This window comes from Pseudoalteromonas phenolica, assembly GCF_001444405.1.
GTDB classification, from domain to species: Bacteria; Pseudomonadota; Gammaproteobacteria; order Enterobacterales; family Alteromonadaceae; genus Pseudoalteromonas; species Pseudoalteromonas phenolica.
On the sequence record NZ_CP013187.1, the window covers coordinates 314,358 to 327,122 of the forward strand.

General features: G+C 38.0%; 11 protein-coding genes. 7 read left to right on the forward strand and 4 right to left on the reverse strand.

Annotation, left to right across the window (positions count from 1 at the left end; all coding sequences use genetic code 11):
• Positions 1–149: 149 nt before the first annotated feature.
• Complete coding sequence (locus PP2015_RS01455; RefSeq protein WP_058028579.1) at positions 150–506, reverse strand: low molecular weight phosphatase family protein; 357 nt, start codon at positions 504–506, stop codon at positions 150–152.
• 184 nt (positions 507–690) lie between these two features.
• Positions 691–1,515: a hypothetical protein gene (locus PP2015_RS01460; RefSeq protein ID WP_058028580.1), complete on the reverse strand. Its 825-nt coding sequence runs from the start codon at positions 1,513–1,515 to the stop codon at positions 691–693.
• 312 nt (positions 1,516–1,827) lie between these two features.
• Here PP2015_RS01460 and PP2015_RS01465 point away from each other — a divergent pair, with 312 nt between their 5' ends.
• Genes PP2015_RS01465 through PP2015_RS01475 form a run of 3 tightly spaced genes read left to right on the forward strand, consistent with a single transcriptional unit; the run spans position 1,828 to position 7,022 of the window.
• Entirely contained in the window at positions 1,828–2,115 is a 288-nt protein-coding gene (locus tag PP2015_RS01465; RefSeq protein WP_206646019.1) for a hypothetical protein, read from the forward strand.
• A gap of 27 nt (positions 2,116–2,142) precedes the next feature.
• Positions 2,143–4,113, forward strand: a complete 1,971-nt coding sequence (locus tag PP2015_RS01470) for a site-specific DNA-methyltransferase (protein WP_058028582.1) — start codon at positions 2,143–2,145, stop codon at positions 4,111–4,113.
• Positions 4,113–7,022 carry a type III restriction-modification system endonuclease gene (locus tag PP2015_RS01475; RefSeq protein ID WP_058028583.1) on the forward strand — a complete coding sequence of 970 codons (2,910 nt, stop codon included), beginning with the start codon at positions 4,113–4,115 and terminating at the stop codon, positions 7,020–7,022. The genes PP2015_RS01470 and PP2015_RS01475 overlap by 1 nt, the downstream gene beginning before the upstream one ends.
• A gap of 36 nt (positions 7,023–7,058) precedes the next feature.
• Here PP2015_RS01475 and PP2015_RS01480 read toward each other — a convergent pair whose 3' ends face one another.
• Positions 7,059–7,238 carry a helix-turn-helix domain-containing protein gene (locus PP2015_RS01480; RefSeq protein WP_128724216.1) on the reverse strand — a complete coding sequence of 60 codons (180 nt, stop codon included), beginning with the start codon at positions 7,236–7,238 and terminating at the stop codon, positions 7,059–7,061.
• A 165-nt stretch (positions 7,239–7,403) separates the two neighbouring features.
• Between PP2015_RS01480 and PP2015_RS01485 the strand changes: the two genes are divergently transcribed.
• The 3 genes from PP2015_RS01485 to PP2015_RS01495 are packed head-to-tail and all read left to right on the forward strand — an operon-like array spanning position 7,404 to position 9,766.
• Positions 7,404–7,934, forward strand: a complete 531-nt coding sequence (locus PP2015_RS01485; protein WP_058028585.1) for a hypothetical protein — start codon at positions 7,404–7,406, stop codon at positions 7,932–7,934.
• Positions 7,935–7,937: 3 nt separating this feature from the next.
• Positions 7,938–9,425, forward strand: coding sequence for a DEAD/DEAH box helicase (locus PP2015_RS01490; protein WP_058028586.1), 1,488 nt, complete (start codon positions 7,938–7,940; stop codon positions 9,423–9,425).
• A 14-nt stretch (positions 9,426–9,439) separates the two neighbouring features.
• Positions 9,440–9,766, forward strand: a complete 327-nt coding sequence (locus PP2015_RS01495) for a hypothetical protein (protein WP_058028587.1) — start codon at positions 9,440–9,442, stop codon at positions 9,764–9,766.
• A 987-nt stretch (positions 9,767–10,753) separates the two neighbouring features.
• Here PP2015_RS01495 and yjgA read toward each other — a convergent pair.
• Positions 10,754–11,275 carry a ribosome biogenesis factor YjgA gene (gene yjgA / locus PP2015_RS01510; RefSeq protein WP_058028590.1) on the reverse strand — a complete coding sequence of 174 codons (522 nt, stop codon included), beginning with the start codon at positions 11,273–11,275 and terminating at the stop codon, positions 10,754–10,756.
• 130 nt (positions 11,276–11,405) lie between these two features.
• Between yjgA and pmbA the strand changes: the two genes are divergently transcribed.
• A complete protein-coding gene (gene pmbA / locus PP2015_RS01515) occupies positions 11,406–12,755 on the forward strand; it encodes a metalloprotease PmbA (protein WP_058028591.1) in 1,350 nt (449 codons plus the stop codon).
• The last annotated feature ends 10 nt before the right edge of the window (positions 12,756–12,765 follow it).

Genomic DNA, 12,765 nt, shown 5'->3' on the forward strand with positions numbered 1-12,765 from the left:
AACCCACATTAGAGAACCTCACCTTCACTCTATAATTGCAAAACCAAATCATGAAAACCTATAAATGATGTAACACTAAAACCTAGAGTATGAAACAAGCAAAGTAGCATGTGAACAGTTACTGAAGCGCGGATTTATTCACTAAGTAATTAGATGTTTGGGTATACGGGCGGCATATGTTTTAAAGGCAACCGCTCTAATAGCTGCAAAACCAATTCGCGTTGAAAGTATTGATAGTTATCTGCGATTGCGAGATTAGCGATTTTATGAAGGTATGTATCACCAGTATATTCCCTAATCCGTTCAATATGCATTTGTTCAAACACGTAGATTTCATCTGCCCATTCCAGCATCTCTTCAGTACAAAGAGTCGAGCCTGCTTTTTGTACATATTTTTTGCTGAGCCCTGCTGAGCGATAAGTATTTGATTTATCTGCGGCACCAAACAACTCTTCTGCTGTCTTGCTACGTTGGATATTAGCAGTGCATAGGAAAAGGATATTCATACAACCCCTTAAGCTAAGTAAAGTCAAAAAGTAGCGGCGCCTAAAGCATCTCTCATCAATTCTAGCACCTGCCAATTCATTAAAAAGTACACGGTAAAATCTCAAGCTAAGGGGCAAAACTAAAAAGTGACAAACTTTTAGGTTACTGAGAGTGAGATAAGATATTAAGCCTGAGGTTATCAAGTTAAATGACAGTAACCATATTTTTAAATCTGTTTCGTATTATTCGAACAGCCTCACCTGTTGCCAATTTATCAAAAGGTAAATCAAGTACAACATTAATAATATCAGCGAGAGCATTGTTACTAAATCGGAATCCTGTTTTTAAATCATTTTGTTCATCGAAAGCTTTGTCAAAAGCTAATACAAAGTCCTTAAAATCTGACCGTCTTCCATTGATAACATCTTCAGGAAACTGACAATGGGTTGGACTTAGCTGCGCTTTTTCAAAGTCTGCTATAGCAGATACCAGCTCTGTTTTACTTGGCCAATATTTAAGGTCATATTGATATGTCAAAGATTTTAGCTTTTTAGAAACGTGTTGTTTATACAAAGGTTTCTTTTTGCTGGCTAATTCAACTAGCCCACTTAGAGATTGGTATTCTGGCTTTGAGAATCCAGATGTTTCATATAAATCTGATTGCCTCTGTAACTTTGTTGAAAGCCTTGATGCCAATTCAACAATATCCTCTTGAAGAGTTTTAAGTTCTTTGTAATTTTCTCTTACTTTAACTATGTCTTCTTGACAATAATCAGAGCTGAACCAAATATGCTCTAATGTTAACCATATATAAGCGTTGCTTGGGGGATACCCTTCAGTCCTATCTGAGTACCCGAACGATTCTATTAGCTCTTGAAAAGGTAACTTTAGCTCGTCAGCTCGTTTAATCATTCTTTCCATTACTGGCCAATACGTCATATAAATGGGGCCATCGTTTCTATATTCATCAAGCTCTCTTTGGATAAAAGCTTTACAAAATTGTACCGGATTGCTTTTTGGTAGAGTCATATTTAATTTCCTTTATCTTTATTTTTTCTTAGGTTATCCAAGTCGAAAAAGTTACTCCGTATCTCAAAAATAAAAATTCTATAAGCTTCAGATCGAAGATGCGAAAGCTCCCAACTCTAAGACCGGAGCATTTAATGAAATGTCCATATGTGCCATACATGTGACCCAAATATTGCTCAAAATCAATTATCAATTCAATCTGAATGCAGTTAACTCATTCTTTGTTTTCAGAAATTGGTTTAATAAACTCAACAAAACTGTGGTTTTGACACAATATTTGATATTGTTACGGAAATTATTAATGAGTGAGATGTGATGATTTCAGGATTAAATGGTGGAAGTTGCATTCTTAGCTCTATGGCGAAAGAAAGAGTTAAGAGCGGCATTCTAGATCAAGCGCAAGTTGTGGGCTGTAAAGGTGAGTACACGGTTGTTTTTAATGGTATGGAGTGGAATGGTGAGCCGCTTATACTGAGTAGTTCCAGGCAACCTTACGAGGCCCGTATCTTCAAAAGCTTAGACGGTGCCATCGCTGAATTATTGCGCATTGGGCTTACAGAAGCATCTATTAAAATTATAGCTAAAGCAGATAACGATTAATCACAAATCATTGAATTTGGAATAAAAATGAACATTAAAGAAGAAACAGTATATTCAAACGTTGAGACAGCCAATAGCAAACAGCTTGCAATTCTCAAGAAACATTTCCCAAATTGCTTTGACCGTGATGGTAACTTCATTCAAGAGCGAATGCTTGAGGTTGTTAACGCGAATGAAGTCGAATTATCAAAAGAAAGTTACTCTTTAAATTGGTTAGGTAAGTCTTATTCACGTTTGTTAGCGAATCTGCCACCTAAAACACTTATTCATGAAGACGTGGAGCATAATACTCAAGAACAACACAAGGATAGTAAAAACTTGCTTATTAAAGGCGATAACCTGGAAGTGTTGAAGCACCTAGTCAATGCCTATAGTGAAAAGGTCAAAATGATTTATATTGACCCACCTTATAATACTGGCTCTGATGGCTTTGTTTATAATGATGACCGTAAATTTACCAAAGAACAGCTTGCTGAGCTTGCAGGTATCGATTTAGAAGAAGCTAAGCATGTATTGAGCTTTGCAGATAAAGGTTCTAGCAGTCATAGTGCATGGATGACATTTATGTATCCAAGGTTAACAGTTGCGCGCGAGTTATTGATGCCTGACGGTGTTATTCTGATGTCTATTGGAGATGATGAATACAGCCAGCTAAAACTAATGTCAGATGAGGTTTTCGGAGAAGAAAATTTCATGGGATGTTTTATATGGGAAGGAGGGAGAAAGAATGATGCCAAGCGATTATCCGTTGTTCAAGATTACATTTTAGTTTATGTAAAAAGTGACGACTACCTTAAAAGAAATAACATCAAGTGGAAAGAAAAGAAAGAAGGTTTAAACACAATATATGACAAGAGTGAGCAACTTTTAGAAAAGTATGGGGATAATTTTAAGGAAGCTAGTAAGGAATTAAAGGCGTGGTTTAAGTCCCTTCCGAGTGATGAACCAGCCAAGGAGCATAATCACTACGACAAAATTGATGCTGGAGGCCCTTATTACGGAGACAATATTAGCAGCCCTAATTACAGGGAAAATTTAATTTTTGAATGGAAAGGGTTTTCGCCTCCAACAAATGGCTGGAGGTATAACAGGGAAGCAATGGCTAGATTAGATTCAGAAGGGCTTCTCATCTACCCAGAAGATAGTAGCAAACGCGTTCAGTACAAACGCTACTTGAAACATACTGAAACTTGGACTCCCTCAACACATATCTATAAAGATAGAAGAGCGGCCTCAAAGAGCTTGAAAAAACTTATGGGAGCGGAAGTTTTCGATTTTCCTAAAGATGTTAATGTTCTTGCAAAGCTCATTAGAATCTTTGCAAAAGAATCAGATATTATTGTCGATTTTTTTGCTGGCTCAGGTTCGTTTGCTGAAGCGACATATTTAGTAAATGCGGAAGATGGTAAGGCTAACCGCTTCATCTCTGTTCAGTTGGCAGAAGCAACTAAAGAGAAGTCCGGTGCTTTTAAAGCTGGTTATAAGACAATTTTTGATGTTACCAAACAGAGAATTACTCTCTCAGCCAGATCAATCAAGAGCAAATATAAAGAATTTGGGGGGGATCTAGGCTTCAAAATATTTGAAACCGTTGAAGATTTCCGTATTGAAGAAGATAGTAAAGAACTAGCCTTAACTAACCTTACTATGTTTGATGATGTTCTTTTGACTGATGAACAATATCAAACCTTACTAACCACTTGGGCATTGTATGATGGCAGTGATTTAACAACCCCTATTTACGATATTGATCTTGATGGTTATACAGCACACCTATGTGATAGACGCTTGTATATGATTGCACCAGATTTCAGTAGTAGTGCACTTAAAACATTATTACATAAGCTTGATGATATAGATGACAAAGATTTTGATCCAAATAAGATCGTTTACTACGCCAATAACTTCGACAGCGTTAAGCAGATGGAGTTGAACGAAGCACTTAAGAGCTATACAAATAAGAAGTCTATCGAAATTGATGTGGTGGTACGTAACTAATGAGCAAAGGTTTTACTTTTGAAAAGAATTTGCCACACCAAAGAGCAGGTGTTGACGCAGTTCTTAGTATGTTTATCGGTGCAGAGACACAAATTGATGACGCTCAAAATGTTCAGTTTTTAGCGAATCCAGAACTCGTTATTACCAAACCACAGCAACGTGCAAACATAAAAGCTATTCAGGAATTTAATGGGATTGAGCACATTAAAGAGCATTACAACGAAAATAGTAATGTGATCGATGTCTCAATGGAAACGGGGACAGGTAAGACTTACACTTATACTAAAACGATGTTCGAGCTAAACAAAGCTTTTGGTATTAATAAGTTTATCATCATTGTGCCAACACTCTCTATCAAGGCTGGTACGGTAAACTTTCTTAAAAGTGATGCACTTAAAGAGCACTTTAGAGAGACAGAGCGCGAACTTAAAACCTATGTTGTTGAAAGTAAAAAATCATCTAAGAAAAGCACCAAAAAGTTTATGCCTCAAGCGATCCATGATTTTGTGGAAGCTAATAATTGCAATAAAAAATATATTCATGTAATGGTGATTAATTCTGGAATGGTTAACTCACCTTCCTTAACGGAAGATTATGATCGTGGCTTATTAGGCAATAGGTATAGAACACCGATAGAAGCAATAGCTGCCGTAAAACCTTTCGTAATAATTGATGAACCTCATAAATTTCCTAAGGCAAAGACAACGTGGAATAACATTAAAAAATTCAATGCTCAAAGCATCATCCGCTATGGTGCAACTTTTAATGAAGATTATGAAAACCTAGTCTATCGTTTGACAGCCGTTGACGCTTTTAATGATGATCTCGTTAAAGGCATAAATACCTTTATTGAGGAGATGGTAGGTGACGATGTAGCTAGTTTAACACTCAAAAAGTCGACCACAATAGAGGCGAGTTTTGAATTAAATGAAAACGGTGAAAAGAGCACCATCAAAGTTGGTAAAGGTGAATCATTAGCCAAGGCTCACACTGAAATTCACGACCTATACATTGAATCTATGAACACAAAGATGGTCGTTCTTAGTAATGGTGTTGAGCTTAAAGTCAATGAATCAATCAACCCCTATTCATACTCAGATACGCTAGAAGATAATATGATGCGTAGGGCGATTAAGGAGCATTTCAAAGTTGAGAAAGAAATGCTGACACAACGTCCTCGAATAAAGCCTCTAACTCTGTTTTTCATAGATGATATAGAGGGTTATCGTGACGGAAATAACATCTCTGGAAGCTTGAAAACCAAGTTTGAAGAATGGGCTTTGGCAGAAGCTAAGGCACTATTAAAGACCGAAAAAGATGATTTCTACAAGCAGTATTTGGAAAGAACTATTGCTGATATAAGTAGTGTTCATGGCGGATATTTCTCGAAGGACAACAGTGATAAAGACGAAAAAATCGAGCAAGAAATTAATGAAATTTTGCACGACAAAGAACTGCTTTTATCTTTAGATAACCCAAGACGATTCATTTTCTCGAAGTGGACGCTGCGTGAAGGGTGGGATAATCCAAACATCTTTACGCTTTGTAAGTTACGTTCGAGTGGTAGCACAACCTCAAAGCTTCAAGAAGTGGGTCGAGGCTTACGTTTGCCTGTTAATGAATTTATGGCGCGTGTAAACGGTGAATTTAGACTTAACTACTTTGTAGATTTTACTGAGAAAGATTTTGTTGCGTCTTTAGTGCAGGAAGTGAACGATACTTCTTTTAAAGAGAGTGCTCCATCTATGTTGACTCAGGAACTTGAAGATAAAATCTTAGCGAAATATCCTGATCTTGAAGCTTTGGATTTAATGATGGATCTTCTGGAAAAAGGGATTATCGACAAAAGTAAAAACTTGCTTGGAACAACAGCATATAAGCATTTAAAAGAGTTTTACCCTAAAGCTTTCTCTAAAGGTGTTAAAGAAGGAAAAATTAAAGTTGCCACTGATGATAAAACTCGCTCGAAAATGCGAGTTGGTAAGTTTGATGAGTTAAAACAACTGTGGGAAATGATCAATCAAAAAGCAGTGTTAGAATATAAAATTGCTAGTGAAAATGACTTTCTAAAGCTCTTTACAAACTATTTGCTTACAGAGTCTGAGAAGTTTAAAAAGACTGGTGTTCAAACCCGTATTGAAAAGGTGTATGTGAGCAATGATACGGCAATGTCAAAAACACTATTTGGTAATGATGATGACTTCACTAAGTTCTGCACTATGACATACAAAGAGTTTGTTAATCGCCTATCGCAAACGGCATTTATCAAACCATCAACGCTGCACAAAGCATTTGTAGCGGTGCAAGGCACGATTGATATTACTGATTATTTAAATATTCAAACCATCAGAAAGATAAAATCAGGCTTTAGTAAGTTCTTGTTGTATAACTCATTTAATAAATTTGGTCTTGGATATAACATCATCTCCAACAGCCTACATCCAACTAAATTTACAGATGAATCTGGTCAAGCTCTGAAGGATGTTGCAGCAAGCGATCTCGGTGTCAATTCAGATCATTCTTTAACACCACTGGATAGTTATCTTTTTGAAGATGTTTTTTATGATTCTGAGCTGGAAAAACTAAATATCACCAATGGTGAAATTGAATCTGTATCTGTGTTTACTAAGATCCCTAAAAACTCAATAAAGATTCCTGTAGCAGGTGGTTATACTTACTCACCTGACTTCGCTTATGTCGTAAAGACCAGTGAAGGTGAGTATTTAAACTTTATCATTGAAACTAAAAATGTTGACGGAAAAGATACGCTTAGAAAAGAAGAAGAGCGTAAAATTGAGCACGCTAAAGAGCTGTTTAACCAGATCAGTAAAGATGTAAAGGTCGAGTTCAAAACTCAGTTTGCTGACGACATTGTTTTTGATCTAATAAAACAATCCATTAAAGTTTAAATAGCTTAATTTCTAGGGAGGCTCAAGCCTCCCTATTTAAACATCAATTTCAGGAATTAATGCATCCACCTTGCACTCTAAAGCCTTAGCAATTTGACATAATTTAACAACAGTAACGTTTACTGTGCCGTTCTCAACTCGACTCAAATAGCTCTGATCTAAGCCCGATTTAAATGATAACTCGGCTTGGCTTTGGTCTTTATAGACTCTCATCATCTTGATATTTTTACCTAATTTTTTCGCAAAATCATCCACAGGAATATCTCAGACATAAAAGGTTAAATATCCCACATTGCGTTGACTGGCACGATTGCATATAATCCTAAAAAATGCATATATGCATATATGAGGCGTTTTCATTATATTTTTTGAGGTTTATGCATGGAAAAATTCGAATTAGACAAAACTGTCATCCAAATTTTGTCTATGCCCAACGTCAATCACTTCACTGCAACTGAAATAAGAACGGCATATATAGCGATAAAGCAGGATTCTGAACTTAACCCAACGGTATCCCGTCGTTTCGTTTATGAGGAGCTTTTAAAATTAACTAGGAGGGGTTGGTTAATAAGAAGCACAACTAAGAAGAAAGGGCTTACTCGTTACACCAAAAGTGACTTGTTCGATCATGCAATTTTAAAAGAAATGGAAGCGCCAATGCCGTATGAAGAGATAGACGCAGCTTCACCTGTCAATTACTCCCAAATGCTTATTCAAAGGTTAAATAAATATAATTCTGCGTTATTGGAAGGTTTAGGGGCGGTAAAAGAGTATGTCGCTTTGAAAGACATATACCCCGACAAGCATGACGATTTAAAAGGTCGTTACATGGCTGTTCAGGAAAACAACCATATCTTAAAAGGGAAGATTTCAGTTTTAAACGAACTTATTAAATCAACAAAAGAGAACTAGTAAATGAAACTAAGAAATTGGCAGTCAGAGTGTATTCACTCTGCAATTTCTAAATATAAGTCAAAGAAACACTTTTTAGCTCTTGCTACTCCTGGTGCTGGCAAAACAGTGATGGCCTCAGTATTAGCTAAACTGATGTATGACCAAGGTGATATTGATCTTGTACTTTGCTTTTCTCCGTCTTCAATCGTCGCGCATGATTTTAGTGAAGCGTTAAGCGAACAATTCGAAGCGCATTTTGATGGTACTATTGGCGCATTGGGTAATTCATTCACTTATCAGGCACTGGGCACACTAGACAATAAGATATGGCGCTTATTTGAAAAGTATCGCGTGTTTGTAATCTTTGATGAGATCCATCATTGCGCAGGTTCAAATATAAAAGATGCTAACGCTTGGGGTAAGCCGATCATAACAACGATTAAAGAAAAAGCGGCTTATACAATCGCACTAACTGGTACACCGTGGCGATCAGATTCACTACCTATCGCACTTGCGGAATACTGTAATGAGTCAGGGCAAATACAATGTGATTATGTATATGGCTTAAAACAAGCGATTGCAGACAATGTATGCCGAATACCGAAAGTAGTCGCATTAGATAATGATCAGATTACCGTTGTTGAGGGTGATGAAACGAGCCACTTCACAAGCTTTATAGACCTGCTATCACAATCAATTATTCCATATTCTGAGATTGTGACTAACATGAGCGTGATAGAGCAACTCTTAATTCACTCTAGTCATAAGCTAAATGAGCTTCGAGCCATAAATAAAGAAGCAGGAGGGTTAATCGTTGCCTCATCTATTGCTCATGCTTGGCAAATACAGCTAATTTTGAAGCAAACTATTGGAGAAAGTGCTGTTGTTGTCACGAGTGATGAAGGCAATGGAAATGATCTCATTAAGTCTTTTAGATATAACCAAGATAAGTGGATCATCAGCGTTGGTATGATATCAGAAGGCACCAACATCCCTCGGCTTCAGGTGTGCTGTTACCTTTCAAACGTGAAAACAGAGATGAATTATCGTCAAGTAATGGGACGTATACTCCGAATTACTGAATCGCCAAATCAGCAGGCTATTCTATTTATCCCAGCAGAGCCAAAACTTGTTGAGTATGCTTATCGTGTGGCGCAAGACATCCCCGCTGAATTAGCAAAAGTTAAGTTCGCTAAAATGGATGAAGAAATGATAGCTGAAGCCCCTGTTTTAAATGAAAACGACGACATTTTTGATGCTGGCAGTCATACAATAATTACTGCTAATAAACCAACTATCAGTATTGGTGATGTAATCGTTAATACTGATGAAAGCCTAACGCCGTTTAATGATATACCACCTAGTGAAATGGTTTTTTCAACCGATAAAATCATGGGGATCTTTGGTCAGTTTTACCATAAAGAGCTTGAAATTGATGGCTTCGAGCAGTTGATCATATCTGAACAATCAATGGCAAAGCTAAATCAATTTAGTTCTGAAGTATTTTAAAAGTTGGAGTTGTTATGATTCATAGACCACATGGTTGGGTGATTTTAAAATTTACCAATGAAGATGATGTATTTTTTAAAATCTTTGGAAGTTGGCGAGGTGGCTATTTAGATGGAGATTCTTGGAGATTCAGTTCTGGTTCAAATGAACCTCCTGTTTTATCTGATTGCGGGAGGTATTGGATTTGGCATCAAGAATCGGGTTCGTGTTATCACCTTCCAGTTAAAGGTGAAGATGGGTATTCACACTATACTGCCCAGATCTTAGGAAGTATTCTCATTCAGTCTGGAGTAAACGGTGTTTTTATTGAAAGAGTAAAGTTGTCAGCAATATTGGAATAGCTAAATTTATACTGATTTGTGTTTTAGTAATCTGTTTGATTTAGATGAACTTAAATTCAGAGTATAGTAGCTAATTTTTTAATAAAATTAGGCCGTTGCTTATAAAGTATAAGCAGGTTTAAGAAGATATGTAGTAAGAAAATGGTGGCCCCACCCTGACTTGAACAGGGGACCTGCCGATTCACGTTATCCATAGCTTTCGCTAAGGCGTGGACTATATCATCACCCTCGAATAATAAATTATACGGTGGGGTGCCGGACGCTATTGATGTATTACACAGCAAGTTCGTGCTGAGCCATCTAGTCTCTGAACCTTCTCCAGACGCCTCTGGAGCTTGGCTGCTGATTGGCATGTTTCTATTGAAACGAAGCTTTCCAGCAGTTCATCCGGTTTTTCCATAAAGCATTACTGCTATAGGTCACTGGCTTCCAATGAGTCGGATGCTCTAACCAACTGAGCTATGGGGCCACTTTCTTACAAATTGTCGCATCTTTTTAATTTATACTAGTGAGAAGACTGAACACTAGTTCTTTCTTTTGGTAAATTGTAAATTACATTTAGTAAATTTACTATACCATCAGCCCTTATTTTAACTGGCTGGTTATCTTTTTAGTAACTCACTAGGGGGTTACTTCCGCTCTAACCAACTGAGCTATAGGGCCATTTGAAGTTTTTGCTTTTTCTATTTCGTCCTGAAGCTGTCTCCGGTCTCGGAATCAACGCTCAAGGTCGCTTCGCTAACATCCCTTCGCTTCCTCGACGTTTTCTTTTTTCAAAAGAAAACCCAACTGAGCTATAGGGCCATTTAGAAGTGCTTGAAATCGAATGGAATCGTAAAAAGCGCAGGCAGTATAAAAATTTTTATAAGGCTTGTCACCACTTAAAGCTGAAAATTTCGACTTATCTTGTTCAATTGCTTAATAAAGAGTCATTTTTAAGTGTGGAGCTGCGATCAACTTATCAATCGCAGCAAGCACACTTCGCAATTAAGGCATCATGACTTCTTTAAGATATTGAAATAGATCTTTGTAACCTTTTGCTGGTTTTTCAACTTTGGCCTCTTTTGCTGCTTGGCGTACTAGTTGACGAAGCTTTTGTCTTTCCAAAGAGGGGTGTTGTTCTAGAAGCTCGTTAATTACACTATCACCGTGATTAATTAGATCAGTTCTGGTCGTTTCAATTTTATTAAGTAATACATCTGCTTGATTGTTTTTGTTAAGCATTAGCTCAATCGCAGCTTCAATATCAGCGACATTGTCGGTTAAGCGGAGTGTTTTACTGATGTAGTTAATATGGCGACGGTAGGCTTCAGACTTCGCTCTGATCTTGTCAGCAACAACCATGGCTTCTACAAGGTCATCGCTCAGTGGTAACTTTTCGCGCTGCTTGTTACTCATAGCTGCTAAATCGATAGCTAACTGCTGGTATTGCTGTGCGTCACGTTTTAGCTCGCTTTTTGAAACGTAAATAATTTCTTCTTCAATAACGGGTTTCTTTTTCTTAGCCATGGTGCGGAGTTTCTATAAAAATTTTGCTGATTATAACAATTATACGTCATAAATGCTGTGCCTGGATAAGGCGAAGTCTAATATGTGTGTTAGCATTTAGATATTAAAGGTGTTTTTAGAGAGCATAACTATGAAATCTGAGCAGCAAAGTGCGATTTTTACTCAAATAGATGAAGTCAAACAGGCCGTATCAGAGGCATTGTCCCACGCGACTAAACTTGGTGCGACCGCTGCAGAAGCTGCAATGTCGAGTACCTCAGGCCTGTCTGTGAGTACGCGAATGGGGGAGGTTGAAACTATTGAGTTTAACCAAGACGGCGGGCTTGGGATCAGTGTGTATGTGGGTAATCATAAAGGCTCTGCATCTACTGCAGATTTAAGTCCAAAAGCGCTACGCTCAGTGGTAGAAAAAGCCATTGATATTGCAAAGTTTACTTCGGATGACCCTTGTAATGGTGTGGCTGATAAAGCGCTGCTTGAGATGTCTCCACCAGATTTAGACTTGTATCACCCTTGGGAAGTAACGCCAGAGCAGGGTGTTGAGCTGTGTATTGAAGCAGAAAAAGCGGCATTAGAGTTTGATGAGCGTATTGTTAACTCAGATGGTGCCAGCTTCTCTAGCCATGAAGGCTTGAGAGTTTATGGTAACACTCATGGCTTTCTAGCGGGGTTCCCGAGAACGCGTCACAGTTTAAGTACCATGGTGATTGGTCAAGATGGCGAGCAAATGCAGCGCGATCATGCTTATACCCTCAGTCGTGAGCAATCTGGTTTAAAATCGGCGTATTCTGTGGGTTTAGAAGCAGCTGAGTCTACAATTTCTCGTTTGAATAGCAGAAAAATTGCCACTATGAAGACGCCTGTGGTGTTTAGAGCAGATGTTGCAAATAGTTTATTTGGGCATTTAGTTTCAGCAATAGGCGGTGGTGCGTTATATCGTAAGTCGAGCTTCTTGTTAGATTCTTTGGGTAAGCAAATCTTTAGTGACAAAGTAAACGTGTCTGAACGTCCTCATTTATTAAAAGGGTTAGCGTCTAGCCCTTTTGATAGTGAAGGGGTAAAAACACTGGACCGTGAAATCATTCATGGTGGTGAGTTGCAAACGTATTTGCTCGCAAGTTATGCCGCAAGAAAAATGGGCATGACAGCTACAGGCCATGCTGGCGGTATTCACAATTGGTTAGTGCAACAAACTCATGATGATCTAAAAGCTGTACTTAGTGAAATGGGCACAGGATTATTAGTTACTGAGCTTATGGGGCAGGGCGTGAATACAGTGACGGGAGATTACTCTCGAGGCGCTGCTGGGTTTTGGGTTGAGCAGGGCGAAATCCAATATCCAGTAAGTGAGATCACCATTGCGGGAAATCTAAAAGAAATGTTCATGAATGTGCAGGCCATTGGTGGAGACATTGAGGCCCGAGGTAGTGTGCAAACGGGGTCGATATTAATAGAGTCAATGCAGATCGCAGGTGAATAGGCCTTAATTA

Coding starts and splice junctions, on each gene's coding strand:
- PP2015_RS01455 (WP_058028579.1), bottom strand. CDS start 506: ATGAATATCCTTTTCCTATGCACTGCTAATATCCAACGTAGCAAGACA.
- PP2015_RS01460 (WP_058028580.1), bottom strand. CDS start 1,515: ATGACTCTACCAAAAAGCAATCCGGTACAATTTTGTAAAGCTTTTATC.
- PP2015_RS01470 (WP_058028582.1), top strand. CDS start 2,143: ATGAACATTAAAGAAGAAACAGTATATTCAAACGTTGAGACAGCCAAT.
- PP2015_RS01475 (WP_058028583.1), top strand. CDS start 4,113: ATGAGCAAAGGTTTTACTTTTGAAAAGAATTTGCCACACCAAAGAGCA.
- PP2015_RS01480 (WP_128724216.1), bottom strand. CDS start 7,238: ATGATGAGAGTCTATAAAGACCAAAGCCAAGCCGAGTTATCATTTAAA.
- PP2015_RS01485 (WP_058028585.1), top strand. CDS start 7,404: ATGGAAAAATTCGAATTAGACAAAACTGTCATCCAAATTTTGTCTATG.
- PP2015_RS01490 (WP_058028586.1), top strand. CDS start 7,938: ATGAAACTAAGAAATTGGCAGTCAGAGTGTATTCACTCTGCAATTTCT.
- PP2015_RS01495 (WP_058028587.1), top strand. CDS start 9,440: ATGATTCATAGACCACATGGTTGGGTGATTTTAAAATTTACCAATGAA.
- yjgA (WP_058028590.1), bottom strand. CDS start 11,275: ATGGCTAAGAAAAAGAAACCCGTTATTGAAGAAGAAATTATTTACGTT.
- pmbA (WP_058028591.1), top strand. CDS start 11,406: ATGAAATCTGAGCAGCAAAGTGCGATTTTTACTCAAATAGATGAAGTC.